The organism is Winogradskya consettensis (assembly GCF_018332715.1).
Taxonomy (GTDB): Bacteria; Actinomycetota; Actinomycetes; order Mycobacteriales; family Micromonosporaceae; genus Actinoplanes; species Actinoplanes consettensis.
On record NZ_BOQP01000050.1, the window covers coordinates 62,650 to 88,133 of the forward strand.

Genomic DNA, 25,484 nt, shown 5'->3' on the forward strand with positions numbered 1-25,484 from the left:
CTCTCAAGCCACCCCGCGGAGAACGGCACCCCACTACCGTCGGGACTGCGCCACACCGCGCGACTCAGCAGAGTTCGCCCTGGCAGAGGAGGAAATCATGGACGAGAAGACCGTTGTCGCCGACCCGGCCGACACCGCCGCCGAGCAGGTTCCGACCGAGAACCTCGTCGAGGCGGACGACCTCGTTGAAGAGGTCTCCATCGACGGCATGTGCGGCGTCTACTAGACCCCCGCATGGCCACCGCAACAGTTCTCGACATCGACCGCGCCTGGGACCTGCACCCGCAGGTCTCGGTGCGGCCCGAGCCCTTCGGCGCGCTGCTGTACCACTTCGGCACCCGCAAGTTGTCCTTCCTGAAGGACCCCGGGCTGCTCCGCATCGTGCAGGCCCTCGCCACGGCGCCGACCGCCCGGGCCGCCTGCCTGGCCGCCGGCGCGAGCGCCGACGACATCCCCCGCTACGCGCGAGCACTCACCGTGCTCGCCCGGTCGTCAATGCTGCTCGAAAGGAGCCCGGCCGATGACCATTGAGCTGCAGAGGCCCCCGGCCCGCGCGGAACGCCTCGTGGACCTGTTCGAACTCGGCCTCGACGCGCCGATCTGCCTGACCTGGGAGCTCACGTACGCCTGCAACCTGTCCTGCTCGCACTGCCTGTCCAGCTCGGGGCGCCGGGACCCGCGCGAGCTGAGCACCGCGCAGGCCAAGGCGGTCATCGACGAGCTGGAGGCCATGCAGGTCTTCTACGTCAACATCGGTGGCGGTGAGCCGACCGTACGCTCCGACTTCTGGGAGCTGCTCGACTACGCCACCGAGCACCACGTGGGCGTCAAGTTCTCCACCAACGGCGTCCGGATCACCCCGGAGGTCGCCCGCCGTCTGGCTGCCAACGACTACGTCGACGTGCAGATCTCGCTGGACGGCGCGACCGCCGAGGTGAACGACGCCGTCCGGGGCCGCGGCTCGTACGACATGGCGCTGCACGCGATGGCCAACCTGCACGACGCGGGCATGACGAACTTCAAGCTGTCCGTGGTCTGCACCCGGCACAACATCTCGCAACTGGACTCCTTCAAGGAGATCGCCGACCGATACGGTGCCCAGCTGCGACTGACCCGGCTGCGCCCGTCCGGCCGGGGGGCCGACGTGTGGGACGACCTGCACCCGTTGCCGGCCCAGCAACGCGAGTTGTACGACTGGCTGGTCGCCCACGGCGACAACGTCCTGACGGGTGACTCGTTCTTCCACCTGTCCGCATTCGGTGACGCCCTGCCGGGGCTCAACCTGTGCGGCGCCGGCCGGGTGGTGTGCCTGATCGACCCGGTCGGCGACGTGTACGCCTGTCCCTTCGCCATCCACGACGAGTTCCTGGCCGGAAACGTCCTCGACGGAGGTGGCTTCGCCGAGGTGTGGCGCCACTCCCCGCTGTTCCTGAGCCTGCGCGAGCCGCAGCAGGGCGGGGCGTGCAGCTCCTGCCAGTTCTTCGACACCTGCAAGGGCGGGTGCATGGCGGCCAAGTTCTTCACCGGGCTGCCCCTCGACGGACCGGACCCGGAATGCGTGCAGGGGTACGGCGAGACGCTGCTCGCGGACCGGGGCGCGGTCCCGCGGCCCTCCGGCGACCACTCCCACCGCACCGAGCCGGCGAAGCGGCCGGTGAGTGTCACCATCGCCCGCCGCGCCGACCTGGCACGCCCTCCGGTCAGTTTCTGTGAGGAGTCACCGCTGGCCGGTGGAAACCTGCGCTGATGCCACGCAACCCGTGGTTCGAGACGATTGCCGAGGCGCAACGCCGCGCCAGGAAACGCCTTCCGTACGCCGTGTACGGCGCGCTGCTGGCCGGCTCGGAACGCGGCAGCACCGTGGCGGACAACGTCGGTGCGTTCGCCGAGCTCGGGTTCGCACCCCGCGTCGCCGGGCATCACGCCGTACGAGATCTGCGCACTTCTGTTCTGGGGATGGACTCGGCCCTGCCCGTGCTGATCTCGCCGACCGGGGTGCAGGCGGTCCATCCCGACGGGGAACTCGCCGTGGCCCGGGCGGCGGCCGCCCGGGGATTGATCATGGGTTTGAGCTCGTTCGCCTCGCAACCCGTCGAGACGATCGTTGCCGCCAACCCGAACACCGCGTTCCAGATCTACTGGAGCGGCGGGCGCGACACGATCGTGCAGCGCATGGAGCGGGCCCGGGCCGCCGGCTGCAGAGCCCTCATCGTCACCCTCGACTGGTCGTTCTCCGAAGGCCGGGACTGGGGCAGCCCTGCGATCCCGGACCGGGTCGATCTGAGAACCATGCTGCGGATGACCCCCGACGTCCTGCCGCACCCCGGCTGGCTGTGGCGGTTCGCGCGGGCCGGGCGAATCCCGGACCTGACCACGCCCAACATGCGCCGGCCCGACGGCGGCGTACCCACGTTCTTCGGTGCCTACCGGGAGTGGAGGGAGTCGATCCCACCCACCTGGGAGGACATCGGCTGGCTCGTACGGCAATGGGATGGACCTCTGCTGCTCAAGGGCGTGAGTCGCGTCGACGACGCCCGGCGCGCGGTCGACGCCGGCGTGACCGCGGTGTCCGTCTCCAACCACGGCGGCAACAACCTCGACACGACCCCGGCGACGATCCGGCTGCTGCCCTCGATCGCCGCGGCGGTGGGAGATCAGATCGAGGTACTGCTCGACGGCGGGATCCGCCGCGGTGGCGACGTGGCCAAGGCCCTGGCGCTCGGTGCCCGCGCGGTGCTGATCGGCCGGGCGTATCTGTGGGGCCTCGCGGCGAACGGCCAGGCCGGCGTCGAGAACGTCCTCGACATCCTGCGCGGCGGCCTCGACTCGGCGGTCCTCGGCCTGGGCCACGCCACGCCCGCCGCCCTGAGCCCGGACGACCTGGTGATCCCGGACGGCTTCACCCGCAGCCCGGGGACGGCACCGCTATGAACGACCTGGCACGCACGGTGTGGCCGCGGGTTCCCGCGACCGGTGCGCTGGTCCTGGTCCCCGTGGGGTCCACCGAACAGCACGGCCCGCACCTGCCGTTCACGACGGACACCGTCATCGCCCGGGCCGTCGCCGGCGGTGCGGCCGAACGGCTGCCCGGCACCCTGGTCGCGCCGGCGATCGCGTTCGGCAACAGCGGCGAACACGCGGGCTTCCCCGGCACGATCTCCATCGGGCACGAGGCGCTGAGGTTCGTGCTCATCGAGACCATGCGCTCGCTGGCGCTGTGGGCCCGGCGCGTGGTCTTCGTCAACGGTCACGGCGGCAACGTCCGCACCCTCGACGACGCGGTCGCGTCGCTGCGGGCCGAGGGCCACGACGTCGCCTGGACACCGTGCGTCTTTCCGGGCGGCGATGCCCACGCCGGCCGGACCGAGACCTCGGTGATGCTCCACCTCGTCCCGCAGGAGGTACGCCGGGAGGCCGCCGCCGCCGGTGACACCCGCCCCTTGGCCGAGCTGATGCCCCTGCTCATCGACGGTGGCGTGCGGTCCGTGGCCGCGAACGGTGTGCTCGGCGACCCCACCGGGGCGTCAGCGGCCGAGGGGCGGACGCTGCTGGGCGCGCTGATCGGCGAGACGGTCCGGCGGATCACCGCGTTCACCCCGGACGCCCGGGGAAGGCTGACGGCCGCCCAGGAGGCAGGCGTATGACCGGACCCGACCCCGCCGGCACCGTCCCGCAGGGCTTCGTCGTCGTCCTCGACCCCCGCACCCGGGTCGTCGACGGCGGGCGTGCCCTGCTGGGCGGGGCGCCCACCACGCACCTGCTGCGGCTGACTCCCAGGGCCCGCGCCCTGTTCACCGGCCGCACGCTGCGGGTGCGCGACGCCGCCGGTGCCAAGCTCGCCGACCGGCTGCTCGACCTCGCCCTCGCGCATCCCCTCGTCGACGAGCTGCCCCCGCTCGCCGATCCCCGGTGCACCTACGTCATCCCCGTGCACGACCGGCCCCAGCCGCTCGACCGGCTGCTGGCCAGCATCGGCCCGGGTAACGAGGTCATCGTGGTGGACGACGCGTCGGCCGATCGGGCGGGCATCGCCGCAGTGGCCGCTCGGCACGGCGCCCGCCTGATCGTCCTGCCGGTCAACGTCGGCCCGGCCGGCGCGCGCAACGCCGGGCTCCGGCAGGTGCGCACACCGTTCGCCGCGTTCGTGGACTCCGACATCGTGCTGGCCCCGGACACGGTTCCCACCCTGCTCAGACACTTCACCGATCCGCGTACGGCCGTGGCGGTCCCGCGCATCACCGGGCTGCGGACGGCGGCGTCGCAGACGTGGGTCGGCCGCTTCGAGAATTCGCGGGGCTCGCTGGACCTCGGTGCGCGCCCCGCGTCGGTCAGGCCCGGGTCGTACGTCTCCTGGGCCTCGACCGCGTGCTCCGTCGCCCGGGTGGCCGCGATCGGCGACGGGTTCGATGAGAGCATGCGTGTCGCCGAGGACGTCGACTTCGGCTGGAGGGTGGTCGCCGACGGCTGGCGGGTGCGGTTCGAGCCGTCGGTCGCCGCAGCGCACGAGCACCGGGCCCGGTTCGGCACCTGGTTCGTGCGCAAGCTCGAGTACGGCACGGGGGCACACCCGCTGGCCGTACGCCACCCGAAGTCGGTGGCCCCGGCGATCATGGCGCCGTGGAGTGCCGCCATGACCGTAGCCCTGCTCGCTCAACGCCGCTGGTCGGTGCCCGTGGCGGCGGCGATCTGCGGCGTGACCGCGGTCCGGATCTCCCGCAAACTCGACGTCGAGGGGTCGGCCGCGCTCGGGGTCCGGCTCACCGCCGGCGGCGCGGCCGGCACACTGCTGCAGACCGGAGCCCTCATCACCCGGCACTGGTGGCCGGCCGCCGCCATCGGCTGCCTGGTCTCCCGGCGGGTACGCCGCGCGACGGTGGTGGCCGCCGTGGCTGACGTCGTGCTGGAGTACGCGACCGGCGGCCGGATCGAGCTCGACCCGCCCCGCTACTGGCTCGCTCACCGCCTCGACGACATCGCCTACGGCGCCGGGGTGTGGTTGTCAGCCTTCCGGGGACGGTCGGCGGCGGCGTTGCTGCCTCAGCTGCGGCGTCCAGGCTCGTCGCGGAAACCGGTCGCCAGCCGCCGGAACAAGGAGTCGAGCAGCGTGGCGATGTCGGCCGAATCGTCATCGAGCCACAGCTCGTAAGCGGTGATGCTGGTCGCCAGCGCGAGGTGACCGATCAACCGCGGCTCCGGCGCGGTCACCGGCTGCCCGGTGCGCTCGGCCACGAACTCGGTGATCAGCGCACGCCAGGAGCGATACCGCAGTGTGGAGTCGGCGCGCAGCGCGGGCACAGTCAGGATGAGTTCCATGCGGCGGCGGTGCCAGGGCACCACATGGGTGTCGAACCGGTTGAACTCGATCACGGCGTCGCGGAGCGCGTCCATGAGCGGCATCCCGGGCGGCGCGGACGCCAGCAACGACCGCAGCCGGACCAGTTGCTCCTCGAAGTCTCCCCAGACGAGGTCGTTCTTGGAGGCGAAGTACCGGAAGAAGGTGCGCCGGCCGATGCCGGCCGACGCGGCGATGTCGTCGATGGTGGTCCGGTCGAAGCCCTGGCCTTCGAACAGCGCGAACCCGACGCGTTCGAGCTCGGCCCGCGACGCGACCCGTGGCCGGCCGCTCCGGACCGCAGGCTCCGTCACGTCCTCGTCCCTCCATCGGTCGCACCCGTACGCTGATCCTCGCATACGCCGGCTGCGTGCCGATGGGGGCGACCCCGCGGTCCTCAGGCCTTGAAGCCGAGAGCGAACCCGTCAGGAACGATGATGTCGTCGCGGGTGACGTCGTGCACCGAGGACCTGCCGAGGCCCAGCAGGGTCTCGTCGATGCCCTGGCGCATGATCTCGAGGACGTTGGTGACGCCGCGCTGGCCGCCCGCGGCCATGCCCCACAGATACGCACGGCCGATCATGACGGCCTTCGCGCCCAGGGCCAGGGCCTTGACGACATCGCCGCCACGGCGGATGCCGCCGTCGAGCAGCACCTCGATCTGATCGCCGACGGCGTCCACCACGCCGGGCAGGTTACGGATGCTGGCGGGTGTGGAGTCCAGGTTGTTGCCGCCGTGGTTCGAGACGGAGATCGCGGAGGCGCCGATGTCCACGGCGCGGCGGGCGTCGTCGGCCCGGCTGATGCCCTTGATCATGAAGGGCCCACCCCACTGCTCGCGCAGCCAGGCGAGGTCCTCCCAGGTCGGCTGGGACGAGCCCATCCACTGCCCGTAGGCGCCGAAGAACGTCGGCACTGCCGCGTCACGGGCACCCAGGTTGGGCACGCCGAGGTCGGGCAGGTGGCCGCTGCGCAGCCACGTCCACAGGTAACCGGGCTTGTGGGCGACCTGGGGGGCGTACCGCATCATGGCGTGGAGGTTGATCTGTTCCGGGATCCACGGGCTGCCCCAGTCGCGGCGGTACCCGAAGACCCAGTCCACGGTCACGATCAGGCCTTTGGCGCCGGCCGCCCGGGCCCGCTCGGCGCGGGCCAGGATGTCGTCGCGCGAGCCCACCCAGTACGACTGGAACAGCAGCTTGTCGTTCTCCTTGCCGACCTCCTCGACCGGCTTGGACGCGAACGAGGAGAGCCCCATGGCCGTGCCGGCGTCGCGGGCGGCCCGCGCCACGGCCAGTTCACCGTCGGGGTGGACCGCCTGCACACCGGTCGGCGAGATGAGCACCGGCATGCTCACGTCCTGGCCCATCACGGTGGTGGCCAGTTTCCGCTCGCCCGGCAGGTCGGCGATGTGCGGGCGGAAGCGCAGCTCGCCGAACGCGGCGACGTTGTCGTCCATCGTCACGCCGGCCTCGGCGCCCGCGACCAGGGCCAGATAGACGCCCCTCGGCAGGCGCTTCTTCGCCCGCCGCTGAGCCTCGGCAACACTCTCGAACCAGTCCCGGGTGCTCGCCATCGCGCTCGTCCCCTCTCGTCCTCAGCAACGTACGTCATTTTGGCACCAGGTGCCATAACTGGATCGGACAAAAGCCGGGACGAGATCCGCCCCGGCGTCTGTCCGCCCGCCGCGCCCGCCGTCAGGCGGGCACCCCGGGATCCGTGACCGGACCGAGCTGCCCGCCGTCGAGCTTCAGCTGCTGGCCGGTGACCCACTTCGCCTCGTCAGAGGCGAAGTACATGACCGCCTCGGACACCTCACTCGGCTCGAGCCACGGCACGCCCATCGGCGACTTGGTCTCCAGCGACGGGATCATTTCTTCCTTGGTCGGGTTCTCGAGATCCGGCCGGAACGCGTGGTACATGAAGTCGTTGTCCATCATTCCGGAGTGGACGTTGGTCGGGTGCACCACGTTGACCCGGATCCGGCGGCTCGCGAAGACCCGGGAAAGATCGTGGCCGAGCCGCGCGACGTGCCGCTTGGCGTGCGCGTAGCCGAGACCGCCGGCGCCGCCCCGATCGACCGTGCCGACGAGCAGCGCGGCCGTCGACCCGGTGAGGATGATCGACGCACCCGGCTGCAGGTGCGGCTCCGCGGCCGCGACGGTGTTGAACACACCGACCAGGTTCACGTTGACCACGTCGAGGAACGCCTTCGGCGTGTCGTTGCCCATCGTCAGGATGCCCGCGTTGGCCACGACGATGTCCAGCCGCCCGAACTCGGCCACACCGGCCTCGACAGCGGCCTCGAGATCGGCCACCAGCCGGACGTCGCCCTGCCGGGCGACGATGCGACGGCCGAGCGCCTCGACCTGACGCACCGTTTCCTCGAGGTCGTCCTTGGTCGCGAGCGGGTACGGCACGGTGTCCATGCCGTCGAGGAGGTCGACCGCGATGATGTCGGCGCCCTCCCGAGCCAGGCGGACCGCGTGGCTGCGACCCTGCCCGCGCGCGGCACCCGTGATGAAGGCGACCTTGCCGTCCAGACGTCCTGACATAACTGTCTCCTGCGCTAGTCGGTTCTTCAGTTGAGGGGGCCGTAGCCGGCGGGGATCTCGTCGAGGATCACGCTCTTGGGCTCCAGGTAGGGCAGCAGGCCGTCGCGGTTTCCCTCGCGCCCGAACCCGGACTGCTTGAAGCCGCCGACCCCCATCCGGGGATCGCTGCGGAAGCCGTTGTGGCCCACGGTGCCCGACCTGATGCGTCGCGCGGCGTGATAGGCGCGGTCGATGTCGTTGGTGAAGACCGAGGCGTTCAGCCCGAAGACGGTCTGGTTGGCCAGCTCGATCGCGTGCTGCTCGCTGTCGGCCGGGATGACGCTGAGGACGGGACCGAAGATCTCCTCCTGAGCGATCGTGGACTGGTTGTCGACGCCGGCGAACACGGTCGGCTCGATATAGAAACCACGGTCGAAGTCCTTCGGCCGGCCGCCGCCGCCGACGAGCCGGGCGCCTTCGGCCAGACCCTTCTGGATGTAGCTCTCGACGCGCTCGCGCTGGCGTTCCATGGCCAGCGGCCCGATCTGCGCGGAGGAGTCGAACGGGTCCCCGATCCTGGCAGCGGTGAAGTAGCCGGCCAGGGCTTCCGCGAACTCGTCGTGGCGGTCCCGGCCGACGATCACCCGGGTGAGCGAGGCACACACCTGGCCGTTGAGCGTGCACTCGGCGGCGGCGAGCGACTTCGCTGCCGCGTCGAGGTCGTAGTCGTCGAAGATGATCGCCGGGGACTTGCCGCCGAGCTCCAGCGTGTATCGGGCCATGCGGCTGCCGCAGATACTCGCGATCCGCTTGCCCACCGCGCTGGAGCCGGTGAAGGCAATCTTGTCCACGCGGGGATCGGTGACGAGCAGCTCCGAGGCGTCCCGATCGGCGGTCACCACGTTGAGCACCCCGGCGGGCAGGCCGATCTCCTCGGCGACCTCGGCCAGCACGTAGGCCTCGCCGGGAGCCTCGGGCGGCGCCTTGACCACGACCGTGCACCCGGCGACCAGAGCGGGGGCGACCTTGTAGGCGATCAGGGACGCGGGGGTGTTCCAGGCCACGATGGCACCGACGACGCCGACCGCCTCGCGGACCACCACACCGAACCCGCCCTGCATCGGCGAGTGTCGCACCTGCCACTCGAAGTCCGCGGCCAGGTCGGCGTAGAAGTCATAGGTCGCGCCGACGCGGGCCATGGCGGCGGAGGCCATCGTGTGCAGGACACCGACCTGCCGCGTCCAGAGCAGTCCCGCATCATCCGCGCGCCGCCGCAGACCCTCGGCGAGCTTATGGACCCATTCGGCGCGCTCGGCGGGCTCCAGCAGCGACCATCCGGTCCGATCGAATGCGGTGCGGGCAGCGGCGATGGCGTGCGACATGTCCGCCTCGCCGGCCAGGGACACGGTGTAGTAGAGCTCTTCCGTGGCGGGATCCACGATGGCGAAGCTGGATGCCGACAACGGCGCCACCCACCGCCCGTCGATGAAGAACCGGTCCGGGTGCCGCAGCGGCACACCGGCTTCCCGGGCGGCGAAGTGCCCGTCCCCTACCGGCCGATCGACGCCGAGCTGACTGGACATCTGATCCTCCGTTCACCGCCACCGCAGCGCGAGCTGACGGCGGCACGCTGTTCTCTGCAGACACCGTTCCCTACAAAAGAACAACTGTTTCATTGTAAACACGAACAGCATCTGACTCTCGACCGCCACTGTCAAGAACATCGGCTTTGTAGGTCGTTTCTCGTAACACGTTCTTGACAGCGTTTGTTACCTCCAACACACTCGGACCACGTTGTAGCGAGCAGGCGTTCCGTACAACAGAACGCTAGCTGCAGGGTCCCCTTCCGCTCGGAAAACCGTGCTCACCGAGGTACCGCAACGCACCGAACGAGGACGGCCATGAGGCCGCATGAAAGAGGCGAACATGCCAGCTACCACCGATCCAGCGACGGCGTCACGGCCGCAGCGCTCCGCGGCGCTGATCATCACGATCCTGATCCTTGCCGCGGTCGTCAGCTCCTTCGAAGCGACGATGATGTACACCGCACTGCCCGGGATCATCGAGCAGTTCCACTCCACGGCCGGCTCCGCCGGATGGATTCTCACCGGGTTCCTGCTGGTCGGCGCCGCGTCGGCTGCCATCAGCGGGCGCCTGGGTGACGCGTTCGGGCGCCGCAACGTCCTGATCGCCGTGCTGCTGCTGTCGGTCGTCGGCTCGGTCGTCAGCCTTTCCGCACACAGCCTGGCCGTCCTCATCATCGGCCGATCGATCCAGGGATTCGCCGGCGGACTGGTACCTCTGTGCGTCGGCATCCTGCGGGAGAACCTGCCCAGGAAGAACCTGCCCGTGGCCGTCGCCGTCGTCGCGGGTGCGGCCATGTGCGGCGGCGCGGCCGGCAACATCGTCGCCGGCAACATCTACGACGCCTGGGGCTGGCACTACATCTTCGTGGTCTCGCTCGCGCTGGCCCTGGTCACGGCTGCCGGCGCCGTCCTGCTGCCACCGGCGGTCAGCCGGACCGGCTTCGTCAAGGTCGACTGGCTCGGCGGCATCCTCTTCGCGCCCGGTATCGCCCTCGCCATGTACGGCATCAACAAGAGCAGCGAGTGGGGCTGGAGCAGCGGCAGGACCTGGGCGTTCGTCGCCGGCGGCATCGTGGTTCTGGCCGCCTGGGTGACCTGGGAGTTCGTCACCGACCACCCGTTGCTCAACGTCCGCTACTTCGCCTCGCGCAAGATCGGTCTGACCCTGATCGCCACCATGCTGGTCTCCTTCGGCACCCTCGGGATCTCGGGCTTCCTCGGCCAGCTGGTCATGCAGATGCCGAAGATCGCCCCGGTCGGCCTCGGCCTCAGCGCCGGCACCGCGGGCGACATCTCCTTCTTCTGCTCCCTGCTCGGCTTCGCCATCGCACCGCTCAGCGGTCGCATCTCGCGGGGCGGCCGTTCCCGCAACGCCTTCCTGGTTGGATGCGCGTTCGGCCTGGCCGCCGCGGTCCTCTCCGCGCTGCTGCTCGGGACGGTCGCGGGGTGGATCGTGTCGCAGCTCGTCCTGACCTGCGCCACGGGCTTCATGCTCAGCTCGCTACCGAACCTCGTGGTCGAGGGTGTGCAGGGCGAGAACACCAGCGAGGTGTCCGGTTTCTACATGGTCACCCAGAACGCCTTCTCGGCCGTGGGCACGTCCATCGGCACGACGATCCTGTCGCAGCACCTGGTGCGGGGCACCCCGTTCAGCACACACGCCAGCTACAACACACTGTTCACGATCATCGCCGTCTGCTCGGTGCTGGCCTTCGGCGTGGCGCTGTTCATCCGCAAGGGGATGGTCGGTGGAGCCGGCGAGGATCTGGAGGCACTCGCGGAGTCCAAGGGCCAACTGACCCACCTCTCCGCCTGAATCGGCCCGACCGTCGCCGGTCCCTCCAATAATTCAGCACATGTGCTCAATTAAGCGGGGGGCGGTGAGGGGTGTCAGCCCTCGCCGCCCAGCTCCGCCAGCGAGACCGGGCTCCCCGGCAGCCGGCTTCCCGGTCTCGCACCGAGCCCGTCGAGCACCAGCCAGAGCGAGCGTTGCGCACGAAGACGCCCGGCGGGATCGGAGACGGGTGGAAGCCGTTCGAGCACGAACGACACCAGGCCCAGCACGTCACCGGAGCCCACGTCCGCACGCAACGAGCCCTCGCGCTGCGCGTCCCGCACGAGCCGGTCGAGCGCGGTCATCATCTCGCGGTAGACGTCGCGGGACTCCTCAGCGGCGTGGACCGGCGTCCAGACCTGCGGAGACGGGAAGGCGAGATGCACGGTGAGGACCAGGTTCTCCGACGTCGTCGCAAGCCTGATGAACGCATCCCAGGCGCTCGCCGTGGCGTCGACGGCGGCACGGAGATCGACCAGCACCGCACGGAAGGTGGACGCGGCAACGGCGGCGATCAGCCCGCCGCGGTCGGGAAAGCGCCGGTACAGCGTGCCGACCCCGACACCGGCGCGACGGGCGATCGCCTCCATCGGCACGTCGAGACCGGACTCGACGAAGATCTCCCGGGCCGTCGCGATGATCTGACGAAGGTTCCGGCGGGCGTCGGCCCGCAACTCGGGTTCTAACACCACTTTTTTAAGTTCTCGTTTCGAAAAGTATGGCCTAAGGCGACATCTTGTGACTAGCCTCGCAGTGATGACCGGACGACGGCCTTCCGCTTACAGCCTATCCGCGCCCAGGAGTACGCAATGACGCCACCGACGATCTCCTTCACCCGCACGGACCCGTACCGGCCACCGGCCGACCACGTCCGGCTGCAGGCTGAGGCTCCGATCAGCCGGGTCCAGCGGCCCGACGGTCGCAAGCTCTGGGTCGTCACCCGGCACGAGGACGTCCGGACCATGCTCATGGACACCCGGTTCAGCTCGGACCGCCGGGATCCCCGGCATCCCGCGCACATGGCGCACATGGGCCCGGACTACAGACCGGGCCTCATCGAGATGGATCCACCGGCCCACACCGCGTTGCGGCGCTCGCTGATCGGCGAGTTCACCGTGTCGCGACTGAGCGCCTGGCGGCCGCGGATCCAGGAGATGGTCGACGAGGCGATCGACGCGATGCTCGCAGGGCCGCCCGAGACCGACCTGGTCGAGGCGCTGTCGCTGCCGATCCCCTCGATGGTCATCTCCGAGATGCTCGGCGTGCCGTACGCCGACCATGACTTCTTCCAGCGGAACAGCGCCGATTTCTCGCGCATCGACACGACCCCCGAGCAGAAGGGGGCGGCCGTCGCGAACCTGCGGAACTACATCGCGGATCTCGTCCAGCAGAAGGTCAAGGAGCCCGGCAACGACCTGCTCAGCCGCCAGCTCGCCGCCGGCGTCAAGCCCGAGGACCTCGGCCCGATCGGATTCCTGCTGCTCATAGCCGGTCACGAGACGACCGCGAACATGATCTCACTGTCGATCGCCACCCTGCTGGACAAGCGCGAGAAGCTGGAAGCCGTCCGCAACGACCCCGCCATCACCGTCGGCGCGGTGGAGGAACTGCTGCGGTACTTCACCATCGCCGAGGTCGGCCATCAGCGCCTCGCCCTCGCGGACATCGAGCTCGGCGGCGTCCTCATCAAGGAGGGCGAGACCGTCTTCGGGCTCGCCAACACGGCCAACCGCGACGCCGAGGTCTTCCCCGACCCCGACGACCTCGACTTCACCCGGCTGGCCCGCAACCACCTCGCCTTCGGGTTCGGCCCGCACCAGTGCCTCGGCCAGAACCTCGCGCGGCTCGAGCTCGAGATCGTGCTGGCGACCGTGCTGCGGCGCATGCCGACGCTGCGGCTCGCGGTCCCGTTCGACGAGATCTCCTTCAAGGAGAACGGACCCAACTACGGAGTCAACAAGCTGGAGGTGGCCTGGTGAGCACGCGCATCATCGCCAACCGCGACCGGTGCGTCGGAGCCGGCCAGTGCGTTCTGGTCGACCCGGACGCCTTCGATCAGGACGATTCCGACGGACTCGTCGTCCTCATCCATTCCGAGCCACATTCCGACGACGAGGTCGCCCGGGCCAGGGAAGCCGTCAACGTGTGCCCCGGCCGCGCCCTCTCGCTCGCCGAATAGCCGTCGGCCATCACGTGCCATGTATCGCTGTAAAGAAAATACGTTCCGTTGAACGGAACTCAGCGCCCAACCCCGAGGAGAACCGATGACATTCGTGGTGACGCAGGGTTGCGTCGACGTCCAGGACAAGAGCTGCGTCCAGGTCTGCCCGGCCGACTGCATCTACGAGGGCGCCCGGATGATGTACATCAACCCCGACCAGTGCATCGACTGCGGCGCCTGTGAAGAGGTGTGCCCCATGTCGGCGATCCGGTTCGACGGCGACCTGGTGGGTGAGGACGAGAAGTTCCTCGACCTCAACGCCGAGTTCTTCGAGGCGACCGGGCCGCTCAAGGGCGGCCGTAAGCTCGGGAAGATAGATCACGACGTCGACTACGTCGCCCAGCTCCCCCACCAGGCGGGCTGATGGCACGCCGGCTCCGCGTCGCCGTCGTCGGCTCCGGTCCGGCCGGACTGTACTGTGCCCAGATCCTGACCGAGGACGCTGACCGCGATGTCACGGTGGACGTGTTCGAACGCCTCCCCACCCCCTTCGGCCTGGTGCGGTACGGCGTCGCACCCGACCATCAGAAGATCAAATCGATCGTCGCCTCCCTGGCCGAGACGTTCGAGTCCCCCCGGGTGCGGTTTCTCGGCAACGTGACCGTCGGCTCCGACGTCACGATCGAGGAATTGCGCGCGCGCTACGACGCCGTCGTGCTGGCCTCCGGCGCGCCGCTGGACCGCCGGCTCGGAGTTGCGGGTGAGGACCTGACCGGCGTCCTCGCGGCGCGCAACTTCGTCTCCTGGTACAGCGGGCACCCGGACGCGGACTTCGACACCTCGCTGCTCGACGTGGAGCGGGCCATGGTCATCGGCGTGGGCAACGTGGCGCTCGATGTGGCACGCATGCTCGTCCGCACGCCGGACGAACTACGCCGGACCGACGTACCCGAGCACGTCATCGAGGTTCTGGCCGGTCACGCCGTCCGCGAGATGCTCGTCGTCGGGCGGCGGGGACCCCAGTTCGCCAAGTTCACCAACAAGGAACTCGTCGAGCTGGCGGCCGTCGACAGCGCCGACGTCATCGTCGCCCCCGAGGAACTGCTGCTGCCCGAGGCCGAGCAGGCCAGGGTGGCAGCACAGCCCGCCGTCAAGCGGCTCCTGGCGTCCTTGCAGAAGATCGCCGGCCGGGAACCGTACGGCCGGGATCGGCGCATCCGGTTCCTCTTCGACCGGACCCCCGTCGAGTTCTTGGGCGACACCACCGTCACGGCGGCGCGGCTGGCCCGTACCACCGATCCCACGATCGTCGAGGACCTGGACACCGGCCTGATCCTACCCGCGGTGGGTTACCGGAGCACCGCACTCAGCGGCGTCCCCTTCGACGACTCGTCCGGCACGATCCCCCATCGCGACTCCCGCGTTCTGGACCGCGATGCCCAGGTCAGCGGCCTGTACGTCGTCGGATGGGCCAAGCGCGGCCCCAGCGGCGTGATCGGCACGAACCGCCTGTGCGCAAGTGAGACCGTCGCCGCCGTCCTGGAGGACGCCGCGACCCTGCTGGAGCGCGACCGGCCGGACGAGCCGATCGACACCCTCCTGCAGGCGCGCGGGGTGACGGTGATCGACTGGCACCGCTGGCAGCTCATCGAGGCCGCCGAGGCGCGGCTGGGCGCGGAACACGGACGCGACCGCGTCAAGCTGTACGACCGGGAGCTCATGCTGACGGCCGCCGGGGTCGGGGGCACTCCGGCCAGTTGACTCCGGTACCCCGCCCGAGGCCCGCCCGCTGACCAGCGGGTGGGCCTTCGTGTATGCCTGCTAGTGTTTTGTTTAAGAGAACTGTCATTCGACTGTGCGGGAGCATGGCGTGAACACGCAGGCAAACGCGGCGGCGACCCCCTCCGACCGCCAGCGGCACCCCCTCGCCCGCGGCATCGAGATCATCACTCTGATGGTCGAGAGCGGCGAGCAGTCCTACGGCGTCCGTGATCTCGGGACCCGCCTCGGGGTCAGCGCCAGCACGGCCCACCGGCTGCTAGGTGATCTTGAGGAACTGGGGATGGTCTCCCGGACCCCGGCGGGCAACTACCGCCTCGGGATGGAGTTCCTGCGCCTGGCCTGGACTGCCAGCGCCCGCTTCCCGATCCGCGAGGCGGCCAACGATGTGCTGGCCGAGCTGAGCGACCAGAGTGGCGAGTCGTCCTTCTTCGCCGTCTACAACGAGCAACGTCGCCGGTTGATGTTCGCGGTCTCGGTCGAGTCCCCGCATCCGCTGCGCTATACGGTGCCCCAGGGCGTCTGGCTGCCTCTGCACGCGGGCGCGAGCGGGCTGGCGATCCTCGCGTTCCTGCCGGAGAAGGTGCAGGACGAGATCGCCCACGGCGCCCTCGAAGCCCTCACGGAGCGCACGCTGGTCGACGCCGGGAAACTCGCTGAGCGGCTGGCCCAGATCCGCCGCGACGGCTACGCCCTGTCCCACGGGGAGCGCATCGACGGTGCGATCGCCATCGCCGCACCGGTGAAGGGGCCGGCCGAGGTCGTGATCGGGGACGTCGGCATCACCATTCCCGAGACGCGCTTCAACGCCACCAAGACCACCGAGCTGACCGAGCTGGTCAAGGAATCCGCGGCGCTGCTCACGCACCGGTTCACCGGTGCCCGGCTCGAGCCGGCGCACATCGGCGCCTGAAACATCACCGGCACGGGCCCAGCCTTCCTGAAGGCTGGGCCCGTGCCGGTTTTCCGGTCCTGTGTGGTCGTTCAGCCCGCCATGACGATGGGCAGGACGACCGCGGTCGTCACGTCGAGCGAGTCGCTCGAGCTGAGGTTCGAGGTGTACAACAGGGTCCGGGCCTCGTCGGCCGAGCCCTCGACCTCGTAGAGCGTCGCATAGCGGTGCGGCACGCCGAGGGTGACGGACTCCGGGACCTGGTAGCGGTGGGCCGCCACGAAACCGGGAAGTGCGAGCAGCTCGGGAATGTGGGTTCCCCAGTACCACTCGCGGAATTCCTCCTCCTTGCCGTCGACCGGGTTGCTGAGGGCCAGCAGCGCTTCGCGTTGCTTCGTGGGGTCAGATGAGGACATCGTTCGAGGCCTTCCTGAATGCGCCGGTGTAGTTCTCGGTCGAGGACATCTCGTCGAGCATTTCGTGCAGCTTGGCCCGTCCGCCGGGGTTGAGGAGAAACTTGCGGACCTTCCCCTCGACGTTGGCGCCGTAGTAATGACTGTGCTCGGCCGAGAAGATCGACCGGGGAGCCAAAGTTTCGATCATCGTCATCCACGCATCCTGCTGCGCCTCGGTGGGCTCGAAGACGTCGAAGCCGTGCTCGCGTGCGTGGATCAGGGTCGTGGTGATCCAGTCGACCTGGTCCTGGGAATAGCGCGGATAGTTGCCGCCGCCGGCACCGTGCGGCCCGCCGGGGAAGAAGAAGTTCGGCAGCAGGTACGCGCTGAAGCCGCCGAAGTCCGCCGGCCCGTCCTCCCAGTCCTTGCTCAGGTCGAGCCCGCCGCGCCCCCTCACCCCCATGCGGGTCAGAGCGCCGGTACCGAAGTCGAAGCCCGTCGCGTACACGATGATGTCGTAGTCGCGGTGCTTCTCGGTGGTCTCGATCCCCGTCGCGTCGACGCGGACGATCGGCGTCTCCTTCAGGGCGATCAGTGATGCGTTCGGCTTGTTGAAGGACTCGTAGTAGTTGGCCACGAACGGCGGCCGCTTCGCACCGAAGAGATGGTCCTTCGGGATGAGCCGCTCCGCGGTGACCGGGTCCTTGACGATCGAGCGGACCTTACGGGCGAGGAAATCGCAGAACTCGAGATTCAGTTCCCGGTTCGTCGTCATGTCGTAGTAGTTCATCGTGAGCTTGCCGAATCCGGGCGCGTTCCACATCGTCTCGTAGAAGGCCTGGCGCTGCTCGGGTGTGTCGACGGTGGAGAACTTCCCGGACGGCTCGTGCAGGAAGCCGGACGGCGAGGTGGTCAGCACGTTGACGACGGTGTCCCAGTTGTCGCCGAGCCATTGGTGGCGCTCGTCGGTGAGCGGGCCGTTGTTCAGCGGGGTGGTCCAGGTCGGCGTGCGCTGGTAGAGGTCCACCGCCTCCACCGTGTCGACGATTGCCGGGAGCAGCTGGGCGCCGCTGGGCCCGTTGCCGATGATGGCGACGCGCTTGCCGGCGAAGTCCACGGGGGTGTGCGGCCAGGCTCCGGTGTGATACGCCTGCCCCGCGAAGTCGTCCAGGCCGTCGAGCTCCGGGTAATGCGGCACCGAGAGCCCCCCTGTCGCCGAGATGACCCAGCGTGCCCGGACGACGGTGCCCGTGCCGGTCGTCACCACCCAGGCGTTGCCCGCCTCGTCGTACACGGCGGAGGTGACCTTCTGGCCCGTGTGGATGTGCCTGCGCAGATCGAAGCGGTCGACGACGTGGTTGAGGTAGCTCTCGATCTCGGGCTGGGTGGCGAACTCCTCCTTCCACTGCCACTCGTGGAAGAGTTCCTTGGAGAAGATGTAGCCGTAGGTGTAGCTCTCCGAGTCGAAGCGCGCTTGCGGGTAGCGGTTGAAGTACCAGACTCCACCGACACCGTCACCGGCTTCGAGCGTGCGCGCCGAGAACCCGGCGTCGATCGCCCGGTAGAGCGCGTAGATGCCGACGACTCCGGCACCGATCACCAGCACCTCGACATCGATGTCGTCGTTGGCCTGCTCCGCCATCAGCTCACTCCCGCTCGGTCCTGGCTGCCGCAGCAGCATCCTGCGATCGAATATAAGCCGATGTGCTCAAAAGTAGAATAGATCTGGCTGTTCTGGTGCATGTTTCGATGTAGATCGCGTTGTAACATCTGAGCAGGGTTGAGGAAATAAAGCGACGCTCACGCGAGGAGACCGATGGACGCCACCCCTGAACTTCGATTCGATGACCGCGTGGCCATCGTGACCGGCGCCGGACGCGGACTCGGCCGGGCGCACGCCCTGCTGCTGGCCGCCCGGGGCGCCAAGGTCGTAGTGAACGATTTCGGCGGCTCGAAGGAGGGCACGGGCAGCGACGCCGGGCCGGCGAACGACGTCGTCGACGAGATCGTCGCCGCCGGCGGGATCGCCGTCGCGGACACCAACACGGTCGGCACGGAGGGCGGCTGCCAGGCCCTGGTCGAGGGCACCGTGCGCCAATTCGGCCGGGTCGACATCGTGGTCAACAATGCGGGGATCTCTCGGTGGGCGGCGCTGCCCGAGGCCGACGCGGAGAATCTGGAGCTGACTCTCGACGTGCACCTGCGCGGCACGTGGCACACCACCCGTGCCGCGTGGCCCCACATGGAGCGACAGGGCTACGGCCGGGTGATCACCACTGCTTCCACCGGGATGCTGGGGCTGGCCGACAACCTGGCGTATGCAACTGCGAAGGGCGCCCTGATCGGTTTCACCCGCAGCCTCGCCTTCTCCAGCGCGGCGAAGGGGATCCTCGTCAACTGTGTCGCCCCCAACTCGGTGACCCGGCCGAGTGAGTCGGCGAGCAAGCCGAACGTGGTGACGGCGAACCGGATGGACGAGGCCCGCGCGGCGGCGATGGCGACCGAGAACGTCGCACCGATGGTCGCCTATCTCGCACACGAGTCGTGCGCGGTCAACGGCGAGATCCTGGTCGCCGGCGCGAGGCGATTCGGCCGCTGGTTCCTCGGTTTCACCCCCGGATGGCTCGACGCGGGCGACGGCGTGCCGGCCGTCGAGGACGTCGCCGCCCATTGGGACGAGATCGTCGACGAGAAGGGCTACTACGTGCCCACGGGCACCATGGACTGGGGCGCCCGCTTCATGTCGCACCTCTACCCCGGCGCCTGAGCGGCGGCTGCGGTGAGGCCCGCACCTCACCGCAGCCGCCGCTCAGACCGGCACGCGGGACAGCGCCCGGACGATCTCCTCCACCCGGTCCTTCGCGTCACCGAACAGCATGTGCGAGTTGTCCCGGAAGAACAGCGGATTCTGCACCCCGGCGTACCCCGCCGCCATCGACCGCTTGAAGACGATGACGTCGCGGGCCTTCCAGACCGTGAGCACGGGCATGCCGGCGATGGGGCTGCCCGGGTCCTCGTCCGCGGCCGGATTCACGGTGTCGTTCGCGCCGATGACCAGCACGACATCCGTACCCGGGAAGTCGTCGTTGATCTCGTCCATCTCCAGCACGATGTCGTAGGGCACCTTCGCCTCGGCCAGCAGGACGTTCATGTGGCCGGGAAGGCGGCCGGCCACGGGATGGATGCCGAACCTGACCTCGACGCCCCTGTCGCGCAGCAGCCGGGTGAGCTCGGCGACCGGATACTGCGCCTGGGCGACGGCCATGCCGTAACCAGGCGTGATGACGACCGATGCGGCTGAGGTGAGCAGCTCGGCGACGTCCTCGGCGAGGATCTCACGATGCTCGCCGTAGTCGGCATCGGCCGCCGGGCCGGCCTCGATGCCGAACCCGCCGGCGATGACGGACAGGAACGAGCGGTTCATCGCCCGGCACATCACGTACGAGAGGTAGGCGCCCGAGGACCCGACAAGCGCACCGGTGACGATCAGAACGTCCTGGTCGAGCAGGAAGCCCGAGGCTGCGGCCGCCCAGCCGGAGTAGCTGTTGAGCATCGAGACGACCACCGGCATGTCACCGCCGCCGATCGACGCGACCAGATGCCAGCCCAGCACGAACGCCAGGGCCGTGACAGCCACGAGCAGCCACAGCGACGGGCTGATCACGAACCACACCGTGAGGGCGCCGAAGAGCACCAGCGCGCCGAGGTTGAGCGCGTTCTTTCCCGGCAGCACCAGCGGGGCCGACTTCATCCGGGCGCTGAGCTTGAGGAACGCCACGATCGAACCGGTGAAGGTAACCGCGCCGATGAAGACCCCGACGAAGACCTCGCCGTGGTGGATCCGCTCCAGGCTGCCGGGCGGGAACGAGATGAGACCCCGGGCCGCTTCGCGATAGCCGTTCCATCCCACCAGAACGGCGGCAAGCCCGACGAAACTGTGCAGCAGAGCGATCAGCTCCGGCATGCCGGTCATCGCGACGGCCCGGGCACGCCACAGCCCGATGGCGCCGCCGGCCACGACACCCGCGATCAGCAGCGGCAGGCCGATGCCGGGGTCGCCGTCGACGACCAGGCCGGCGGTGGCCGCGAGGGCTACGACCATGCCGGCGACGCCGTACGTCCAGCCCTGCTTGGCGGTCTCGTGCTTCGAGAGCCCCGCCAGCGAGAGGATGAACAGCAGGGAGGCGACCAGGCCGGCGGCGAAGGCGATCGAGGAGGCGGTCATCGTCAGGTGCCCTTCTGGAACATGGCCAGCATGCGGCGCGTCACGGCGAAACCACCGAAGACGTTGATCGAGGCGAGCAGGACGGCGACAGTCGCGAGGGTGCGGACGACGACGTCGTGCACACCGATCTGGAACATGGCGCCGACGAGGATGACACCCGAGATCGCGTTGGTCACCGACATCAGCGGCGTGTGCAGGGCATGGTGCACCTTGCCGATGACGTAGTAGCCGATGACCACCGCCAGGACGAGCACGGTGAAGTGCCGCGGGATCGGTTCGGGGGCGAACGCGTTGACGGCGAACAGGGCGGCGACTCCCAGCCCGGTCAGCGTGAGCTTGGCGGCCACGGGGAACGGGCGCCGGGTCACGACCGGTTGCGCGATCGCCGCGGCCGCGGGCGCGGTTGCCGCCGAGACCTGCACCGGTGGTGGCGGCCACAACTTCTCGCCGCCCCTGGTCACGGTGATACCGCGCTGGACGACATCGCCGAGATCGAGGGTCAGCGTTCCGTCCCTGTCCGGCGTGAGCAGCTTCATCAGGTTGACCAGGTTGGTGCCGTAGAGCTGGCTGGCCTGGGCTGCCAGCCGGCCGGCGAGGTCGGTGTAGCCGATGATCGTCACGCCGTGGCCGGTGGTGATCACCTCGCCGGTGACCGAGCCCTCCACGTTGCCGCCCTGGGCCGTGGCCATGTCCACGATGACCGAGCCCGGGCGCATCGCGGCCACGTCGGCCGCGGTCAGCAGCCGCGGCGCGGGCCGCCCGGGTATGAGCGCCGTGGTGATGACGATGTCGACGTCGGCGGACTGCTCGGCGTAGAGCCGGGCGGCAGCCGCGTCGTAGGCCTCGGAGGTCGCCTTCGCGTAACCGTCGGAGGAGTCCATCCGCTCGCCGGCCTCGACCGGCAGGTAGGTTCCGCCCAGGCTCCTGACCTGGTCGGCGACCTCGGGGCGGGGATCGGTGGCGCGCACAACGGCGCCGAGACTGGCAGCGGTGGCGATGGCCGCCAGCCCGGCCACACCGGCGCCGGCGACCAGGACCTTGGCCGGCGGGACCTTGCCCGCGGCGGTGACCTGGCCGGTGAAGAACCGGCCGAAGTGGTGTGCGGCCTCGATGACGGCGCGGTAACCCGCGATGTTCGCCATGGACGAGAGCACGTCCAGCGACTGCGCCCGGCTGATCCGCGGCACGGCGTCCATGGCCAGGACGGTGATCGTCCGCGCGGTCAGCGCGTCGACCAGTTCCGGGTTGAGCGCCGGTGCCAGCATGCAGACGAGAACGGAACCGCTCTTCGGCAGGTCCGTCTCCGGCATGCTGGGCCCGTTGAGCCGCAGGACGACGTCGGCGCCCCAGGCCTGTTCGGCAGCTCCGATACGGGCGCCCGCCCCGGCGTACGCCTCGTCGGCGAAGCTGGCGGCCTCCCCCGCGCCGGTCTCCAGGACGACGTCGTACCCCAGGGCGATGAGCTGTTTGACGGTCACGGGGGTGGCGGCTACCCGCGTCTCCCCCTTGGGCTCGCGAGGGACTCCGATGAGCATCGTCGGACTTGCTCCTTCACAGGACGGATACAAGCGGCGGTGGTTCAGTACAACAGGAGGGGATTGATCAGCACACCCGTCGACCGGTGGATCGCCGTCGGTGCGGCGACGAGCAGACCGGTCGATGTCCCGGCGGCCCGGAGCGCGGCTGCCGCGGGGCCGAGGAGACTGTTGTCGATCAGGCAGAGGCCGATCGCGAAGATCAGGTTGTGGACCTCCAGGGCGAACGCCGGGTTGCTGCGCGCGTCGTGGAAATCCCACAGCACCAGGCCGGGGTCGTGGGCGGCGATCCACTTCGCGCCGCTTTCGCCGATGCCCGGGCGTGCCTGGAACACGGCGCCGGGGGTGTAGCGATTGCCGGCCGCCTCGAAGCGGTCGCGGCCCTGATAGATCAGCAGAGCGTCGCCGGGCTCGCGCGTCACGCCGGTGGCCGCGAGTGCGGCGTCCAGGTCCTCGCCGGTGACGGGCCGGTCCGCGGTCACCCATTCGACCCCGCGGGTCGCCGGGATGTCGAGCAGCACGCCCCGGGTCGCGATGCCGTGCTGGGCCCAGTTGACGATCGTGTCCTCGTCGGTCTCGGAGTTCGCCGCCGGGATGGGGCCGTGCCAGGACGCGTCCGCCCCGAGATGGGCGAGGCCGTCGAGGTGGGTGTTGTGGACGCCGTGGGCGTCGTAGGAGATGACGTCGCCGCCGTGGACGGCGCGGCCGTACAGGCCCACCTTCACCGTGAGCTCGACCGAACCGTGACCGTCGGGCAGTTCCGCCTGGGCCAGCTCCTGCCACTGCCGTTTCTCCTCGGCCGCGGCCTCGGCCAGAGCGGCGAGCTGGGCGGGCCGGGTCTCGACCTCGCGCTCGAGGGAGATGGCCCTGCCCAGCCGGACCTCGGCCACGCCGCGAAGGCGAGCCGCCTCGTCGATCAGAGCGACCGAACCGCGGCATTGCGTGCCGTCGCCATGACGCGCGGCGTCGTGCTTCGCGGCGATCTCGCGCACCCAGGGGGCGAGCCGGTCCGGCCCGAGGTCATCGGCCATCGTTGAATCCCTTCGCTGGAATGTTCCGTACAACAAAACGCGTAAGTTGTACAACGCAATAGATTCGGCAGTCTGCATCGCGGTCCGGGGCCTGTCAATGCTGCTCTCCATGCTTGACAGCGACGCGAAAGGCGGACCATCCTGGTCATGCTGCACAACAGGACGCATGTTCTCTACAATGAAACACCTGGCTTCGCAACACATGGGCGTCGATGACGTTCCCTTGCGCCGAGAGCAGCCAAGGAGAGGGGCAGAGATGAGCACCGTGGAGATCGACCCGGAGCGGATCGACTACTTCACCGACGCCGGGATCGCGGCGGACTCGGCCCCCTATTTCGACTACATGCTGGCCAACCACCCGGTGTGGCGCGAGTCGAAGTACGGGGTCGTCATCGTCACCGGCTACGAGGAAGCGCTGCAGGTCTACCACCAGCCCGAGGTGTACTCCTCGATCAACCGGACCGGCGGCCCGGTCCTCGACCTGCCCGTCGAACTCGCCGGCGACGACCTGACCGATCTCCTCGAGCAGCATAGGCAGTACTTCCCGACCAACGACCAGATCGTCACGTTCGACCCGCCGATGCACACCGATCACCGTGCCCTGCTGATGGGACTGATCACCCCGAAGCGGTTGAAGGAGAACGAGGACTTCCTCAAGGCGACCGCCGACCGCTTCCTCGACGAGTTGCTCCCCGCCGGGAAATGCGAGTTCATCTGGGAGTACGCCAAGCGCTACGCCATCCTCGCAGTCGCGGATCTGCTGGGCGTGCCGGAGGCGGACCGTCCGATGCTCATCGAGCTGCTGGCGACCGAGGCCCCGATGCTGGGCAACCTCGAGCTGAAGAAGACCGGCCACAACAGCCTGGAACGGCTCTACGACTACTTCGTGGGGAAGATCCAGGAGCGTCGCGAGCACCCCGCCGGTGACCTGCTGACCGGCATGGCCGCGGCCACGTTCCCCGATGGGACTCTGCCGGAGCCGATCCAGGTCGCCCGGATCGCGTCCAACCTCTTCGCGGCCGGCAACGAGACGACGGTTCAGCTGCTGGGCATCTCGCTGACCCGGATCGCCGAGGACCCCGAGCTGCAGGATCTGCTGCGGCGCGAGCCCGCGCTGATCCCGAAGTTCATCGAGGAGGTCCTGCGCATCGAGGCCCCGATCCGGGGCTCGTTCCGGCTCACGAAGGTCGCCACCAGCATCGGCGGTCTCGACCTGGCGCCGGGCACGGTCGTCCTGCTGCTCCACGGCGCCGCCGGACGCGACGCACGGGTCTTCGACAACCCCGGCCAGTTCGACGTCACCCGCGCGAACGCGCGCCAGCACCTGGCGTTCGGCCGGGGGATCCACACCTGCCCGGGCGCGCCACTGGCCCGAGCCGAGGCCGTCTACTCCATCCAGCGGTTCCTGGAACGGACCGAGAGCATCCGGGTCTCCGAGAAGCATCACGGACCCGCGGGCGATCGCCACTGGGACCTGATGGAGAGCTACAAGTTCCGTGGCCACACCCATCTGTACCTCGAATACACCGCGCGGGGGGCGCAGTGACGGCCGGCGACCCCGCAGCGGGGGACCTCACCGTCGACCGGGACCGCTGCATGGGCTCGGGTCAATGCACCTTCTACGCCCCGAACACGTTCGATCTCGACGACATCAGCGTCGCGATCGTGATCAATTCCCACGGCGACAGCGACGACAAGATCGACATGGCCATCGGCGTGTGCCCGACCCGGTCGATCGCACGCGTCACGGCCGGCACGACATCCGAAGGAGTGAAGTGAGCGTCACGCCCGAAGCCCCGGTCTCCGTGCCGATCGCCGACCTGGAGAACGACGATCTGCTGGGCGCCTTCCCCGAAGGCCGGCGTCTGGTCGGCACCCGGTGCGCCGACTGCGGCCAGACGATGATCGGCGACCGCGTCGTCTGCAGCGCGTGCGTCTCCCGCGACGTCTCCCGCGTCCCGCTGCCCGCCACCGGCGTCCTCTACTCGTTCACCCGGCTGCACCTCAAGGGCGAAGCAGTCCGCGCGGTCGGCTACGTCGACCTCGACGACAACGTCCGCACCCTGGCGGACCTCCGTGAGGACTCGATCCCGCTGCGGCCGGACGTCCCCGTCGAGCTCGGGTTCGACGGCGATGACTGGTTCTTCACGCCGGCAACCGGCGCCTAGACAAAGGAATTC

At 69.3% G+C, this 25,484-nt stretch carries 26 protein-coding genes; 16 read left to right on the top strand and 10 right to left on the bottom strand.

Annotated features, from left to right (window positions below; genetic code table 11):
* Positions 1–97 precede the first annotated feature (97 nt).
* Genes mftA through mftF form a run of 6 tightly spaced genes read left to right on the top strand, consistent with a single transcriptional unit; the run spans position 98 to position 5,146 of the window.
* Complete coding sequence (gene mftA / locus Aco04nite_RS39545) at positions 98–226, top strand: mycofactocin precursor MftA (RefSeq protein ID WP_213002364.1); 129 nt, start codon at positions 98–100, stop codon at positions 224–226.
* Positions 227–234: 8 nt separating this feature from the next.
* Positions 235–531, top strand: coding sequence for a mycofactocin biosynthesis chaperone MftB (gene mftB / locus Aco04nite_RS39550; protein ID WP_213002365.1), 297 nt, complete (start codon positions 235–237; stop codon positions 529–531).
* Entirely contained in the window at positions 521–1,747 is a 1,227-nt protein-coding gene (gene mftC, locus Aco04nite_RS39555) for a mycofactocin radical SAM maturase (protein WP_213002366.1), read from the top strand. The genes mftB and mftC overlap by 11 nt, the downstream gene beginning before the upstream one ends.
* Complete coding sequence (mftD, locus tag Aco04nite_RS39560) at positions 1,747–2,931, top strand: pre-mycofactocin synthase MftD (RefSeq protein WP_213002367.1); 1,185 nt, start codon at positions 1,747–1,749, stop codon at positions 2,929–2,931. The genes mftC and mftD (Aco04nite_RS39560) overlap by 1 nt, the downstream gene beginning before the upstream one ends.
* Positions 2,928–3,644 carry a mycofactocin biosynthesis peptidyl-dipeptidase MftE gene (mftE, locus tag Aco04nite_RS39565; protein WP_213002368.1) on the top strand — a complete coding sequence of 239 codons (717 nt, stop codon included), beginning with the start codon at positions 2,928–2,930 and terminating at the stop codon, positions 3,642–3,644. The genes mftD (Aco04nite_RS39560) and mftE overlap by 4 nt, the downstream gene beginning before the upstream one ends.
* Complete coding sequence (mftF, locus tag Aco04nite_RS39570) at positions 3,641–5,146, top strand: mycofactocin biosynthesis glycosyltransferase MftF (RefSeq protein ID WP_213002369.1); 1,506 nt, start codon at positions 3,641–3,643, stop codon at positions 5,144–5,146. The genes mftE and mftF overlap by 4 nt, the downstream gene beginning before the upstream one ends.
* Here mftF and mftR read toward each other — a convergent pair.
* The 4 genes from mftR to Aco04nite_RS39590 form a co-directional block, all read right to left on the bottom strand.
* The gene (gene mftR, locus Aco04nite_RS39575; RefSeq protein ID WP_244876645.1) at positions 5,038–5,646 is read right to left on the bottom strand and encodes a mycofactocin system transcriptional regulator MftR; all 609 of its coding nucleotides are present in this window, start codon (positions 5,644–5,646) and stop codon (positions 5,038–5,040) included. The genes mftF and mftR overlap by 109 nt on opposite strands.
* A gap of 83 nt (positions 5,647–5,729) precedes the next feature.
* Positions 5,730–6,908 (bottom strand): pre-mycofactocin synthase MftD, encoded by a 1,179-nt coding sequence (gene mftD, locus Aco04nite_RS39580; protein ID WP_213002371.1) that lies wholly within the window; start codon positions 6,906–6,908, stop codon positions 5,730–5,732.
* Positions 6,909–7,029: 121 nt separating this feature from the next.
* Positions 7,030–7,887: a mycofactocin-coupled SDR family oxidoreductase gene (locus Aco04nite_RS39585; RefSeq protein WP_213002372.1), complete on the bottom strand. Its 858-nt coding sequence runs from the start codon at positions 7,885–7,887 to the stop codon at positions 7,030–7,032.
* A gap of 26 nt (positions 7,888–7,913) precedes the next feature.
* Entirely contained in the window at positions 7,914–9,449 is a 1,536-nt protein-coding gene (locus Aco04nite_RS39590; RefSeq protein WP_213002373.1) for an aldehyde dehydrogenase, read from the bottom strand.
* Between the two features lie 343 nt (positions 9,450–9,792).
* On the opposite strand from Aco04nite_RS39590, the gene Aco04nite_RS39595 reads away from it, so the two are divergent.
* Positions 9,793–11,268, top strand: coding sequence for an MFS transporter (locus Aco04nite_RS39595; protein ID WP_213002374.1), 1,476 nt, complete (start codon positions 9,793–9,795; stop codon positions 11,266–11,268).
* Positions 11,269–11,342: 74 nt separating this feature from the next.
* Here Aco04nite_RS39595 and Aco04nite_RS39600 read toward each other — a convergent pair whose 3' ends face one another.
* On the bottom strand, positions 11,343–11,978 hold the full coding sequence (locus tag Aco04nite_RS39600) for a TetR/AcrR family transcriptional regulator (protein WP_213002375.1): 636 nt from the start codon (positions 11,976–11,978) through the stop codon (positions 11,343–11,345).
* Positions 11,979–12,095: 117 nt separating this feature from the next.
* Between Aco04nite_RS39600 and Aco04nite_RS39605 the strand changes: the two genes are divergently transcribed.
* The 5 genes from Aco04nite_RS39605 (at position 12,096) to Aco04nite_RS39625 (ending at position 16,139) form a co-directional block, all read left to right on the top strand.
* Positions 12,096–13,265 (top strand): cytochrome P450, encoded by a 1,170-nt coding sequence (locus tag Aco04nite_RS39605; protein WP_213002376.1) that lies wholly within the window; start codon positions 12,096–12,098, stop codon positions 13,263–13,265.
* Positions 13,262–13,465 (top strand): ferredoxin, encoded by a 204-nt coding sequence (locus Aco04nite_RS39610; RefSeq protein ID WP_213002377.1) that lies wholly within the window; start codon positions 13,262–13,264, stop codon positions 13,463–13,465. Before Aco04nite_RS39605 ends, Aco04nite_RS39610 begins: the two co-directional genes overlap by 4 nt.
* Positions 13,466–13,550: 85 nt before the next feature.
* Entirely contained in the window at positions 13,551–13,871 is a 321-nt protein-coding gene (gene fdxA, locus Aco04nite_RS39615; protein ID WP_213002378.1) for a ferredoxin, read from the top strand.
* Positions 13,871–15,208: an FAD-dependent oxidoreductase gene (locus Aco04nite_RS39620; RefSeq protein WP_213002379.1), complete on the top strand. Its 1,338-nt coding sequence runs from the start codon at positions 13,871–13,873 to the stop codon at positions 15,206–15,208. The genes fdxA and Aco04nite_RS39620 overlap by 1 nt, the downstream gene beginning before the upstream one ends.
* 109 nt (positions 15,209–15,317) lie before the next feature.
* Positions 15,318–16,139: an IclR family transcriptional regulator gene (locus Aco04nite_RS39625; protein WP_213002380.1), complete on the top strand. Its 822-nt coding sequence runs from the start codon at positions 15,318–15,320 to the stop codon at positions 16,137–16,139.
* A 71-nt stretch (positions 16,140–16,210) separates the two neighbouring features.
* Here Aco04nite_RS39625 and Aco04nite_RS39630 read toward each other — a convergent pair whose 3' ends face one another.
* Both Aco04nite_RS39630 and Aco04nite_RS39635 read right to left on the bottom strand, forming a co-directional pair.
* Positions 16,211–16,534, bottom strand: a complete 324-nt coding sequence (locus Aco04nite_RS39630) for a DUF4286 family protein (protein ID WP_213002381.1) — start codon at positions 16,532–16,534, stop codon at positions 16,211–16,213.
* Complete coding sequence (locus Aco04nite_RS39635; RefSeq protein ID WP_213002382.1) at positions 16,521–18,194, bottom strand: flavin-containing monooxygenase; 1,674 nt, start codon at positions 18,192–18,194, stop codon at positions 16,521–16,523. The genes Aco04nite_RS39630 and Aco04nite_RS39635 overlap by 14 nt, the downstream gene beginning before the upstream one ends.
* Before the next feature lie 171 nt (positions 18,195–18,365).
* Between Aco04nite_RS39635 and Aco04nite_RS39640 the strand changes: the two genes are divergently transcribed.
* Complete coding sequence (locus tag Aco04nite_RS39640) at positions 18,366–19,280, top strand: SDR family NAD(P)-dependent oxidoreductase (protein WP_213002383.1); 915 nt, start codon at positions 18,366–18,368, stop codon at positions 19,278–19,280.
* 42 nt (positions 19,281–19,322) lie between these two features.
* Here Aco04nite_RS39640 and pntB read toward each other — a convergent pair whose 3' ends face one another.
* The 3 genes from pntB to Aco04nite_RS39655 are packed head-to-tail and all read right to left on the bottom strand — an operon-like array spanning position 19,323 to position 23,304.
* Positions 19,323–20,738 carry a Re/Si-specific NAD(P)(+) transhydrogenase subunit beta gene (gene pntB / locus Aco04nite_RS39645; protein ID WP_213002384.1) on the bottom strand — a complete coding sequence of 472 codons (1,416 nt, stop codon included), beginning with the start codon at positions 20,736–20,738 and terminating at the stop codon, positions 19,323–19,325.
* A 2-nt stretch (positions 20,739–20,740) separates the two neighbouring features.
* Entirely contained in the window at positions 20,741–22,273 is a 1,533-nt protein-coding gene (locus Aco04nite_RS39650) for a Re/Si-specific NAD(P)(+) transhydrogenase subunit alpha (RefSeq protein ID WP_213002385.1), read from the bottom strand.
* A 44-nt stretch (positions 22,274–22,317) separates the two neighbouring features.
* On the bottom strand, positions 22,318–23,304 hold the full coding sequence (locus Aco04nite_RS39655) for a cyclase family protein (RefSeq protein ID WP_213002386.1): 987 nt from the start codon (positions 23,302–23,304) through the stop codon (positions 22,318–22,320).
* A gap of 256 nt (positions 23,305–23,560) precedes the next feature.
* Here Aco04nite_RS39655 and Aco04nite_RS39660 point away from each other — a divergent pair, with 256 nt between their 5' ends.
* From Aco04nite_RS39660 to Aco04nite_RS39670, 3 genes are read left to right on the top strand one after another with little or no spacing between them, the layout of a single operon-like run.
* The gene (locus Aco04nite_RS39660) at positions 23,561–24,850 is read left to right on the top strand and encodes a cytochrome P450 (protein ID WP_213002387.1); all 1,290 of its coding nucleotides are present in this window, start codon (positions 23,561–23,563) and stop codon (positions 24,848–24,850) included.
* Positions 24,847–25,083: a ferredoxin gene (locus tag Aco04nite_RS39665; protein ID WP_213002388.1), complete on the top strand. Its 237-nt coding sequence runs from the start codon at positions 24,847–24,849 to the stop codon at positions 25,081–25,083. The genes Aco04nite_RS39660 and Aco04nite_RS39665 overlap by 4 nt, the downstream gene beginning before the upstream one ends.
* On the top strand, positions 25,080–25,472 hold the full coding sequence (locus tag Aco04nite_RS39670; protein WP_213002389.1) for a Zn-ribbon domain-containing OB-fold protein: 393 nt from the start codon (positions 25,080–25,082) through the stop codon (positions 25,470–25,472). The genes Aco04nite_RS39665 and Aco04nite_RS39670 overlap by 4 nt, the downstream gene beginning before the upstream one ends.
* Positions 25,473–25,484: the final 12 nt, after the last annotated feature.

Bases quoted from the DNA above. Each gene is read 5' to 3' on its own strand.
- Aco04nite_RS39595 (WP_213002374.1), top strand. From the start codon at position 9,793: ATGCCAGCTACCACCGATCCAGCGACGGCGTCACGGCCGCAGCGCTCC.
- Aco04nite_RS39620 (WP_213002379.1), top strand. From the start codon at position 13,871: ATGGCACGCCGGCTCCGCGTCGCCGTCGTCGGCTCCGGTCCGGCCGGA.
- mftD (WP_213002367.1), top strand. From the start codon at position 1,747: ATGCCACGCAACCCGTGGTTCGAGACGATTGCCGAGGCGCAACGCCGC.
- mftD (WP_213002371.1), bottom strand. From the start codon at position 6,908: ATGGCGAGCACCCGGGACTGGTTCGAGAGTGTTGCCGAGGCTCAGCGG.
- Aco04nite_RS39650 (WP_213002385.1), bottom strand. From the start codon at position 22,273: ATGCTCATCGGAGTCCCTCGCGAGCCCAAGGGGGAGACGCGGGTAGCC.
- mftA (WP_213002364.1), top strand. From the start codon at position 98: ATGGACGAGAAGACCGTTGTCGCCGACCCGGCCGACACCGCCGCCGAG.
- Aco04nite_RS39635 (WP_213002382.1), bottom strand. From the start codon at position 18,194: ATGCTGCTGCGGCAGCCAGGACCGAGCGGGAGTGAGCTGATGGCGGAG.
- Aco04nite_RS39655 (WP_213002386.1), bottom strand. From the start codon at position 23,304: ATGGCCGATGACCTCGGGCCGGACCGGCTCGCCCCCTGGGTGCGCGAG.
- Aco04nite_RS39630 (WP_213002381.1), bottom strand. From the start codon at position 16,534: ATGTCCTCATCTGACCCCACGAAGCAACGCGAAGCGCTGCTGGCCCTC.
- Aco04nite_RS39585 (WP_213002372.1), bottom strand. From the start codon at position 7,887: ATGTCAGGACGTCTGGACGGCAAGGTCGCCTTCATCACGGGTGCCGCG.
- mftB (WP_213002365.1), top strand. From the start codon at position 235: ATGGCCACCGCAACAGTTCTCGACATCGACCGCGCCTGGGACCTGCAC.
- mftE (WP_213002368.1), top strand. From the start codon at position 2,928: ATGAACGACCTGGCACGCACGGTGTGGCCGCGGGTTCCCGCGACCGGT.
- fdxA (WP_213002378.1), top strand. From the start codon at position 13,551: ATGACATTCGTGGTGACGCAGGGTTGCGTCGACGTCCAGGACAAGAGC.
- mftF (WP_213002369.1), top strand. From the start codon at position 3,641: ATGACCGGACCCGACCCCGCCGGCACCGTCCCGCAGGGCTTCGTCGTC.
- Aco04nite_RS39605 (WP_213002376.1), top strand. From the start codon at position 12,096: ATGACGCCACCGACGATCTCCTTCACCCGCACGGACCCGTACCGGCCA.
- mftC (WP_213002366.1), top strand. From the start codon at position 521: ATGACCATTGAGCTGCAGAGGCCCCCGGCCCGCGCGGAACGCCTCGTG.
- pntB (WP_213002384.1), bottom strand. From the start codon at position 20,738: ATGACCGCCTCCTCGATCGCCTTCGCCGCCGGCCTGGTCGCCTCCCTG.
- Aco04nite_RS39590 (WP_213002373.1), bottom strand. From the start codon at position 9,449: ATGTCCAGTCAGCTCGGCGTCGATCGGCCGGTAGGGGACGGGCACTTC.
- Aco04nite_RS39660 (WP_213002387.1), top strand. From the start codon at position 23,561: ATGAGCACCGTGGAGATCGACCCGGAGCGGATCGACTACTTCACCGAC.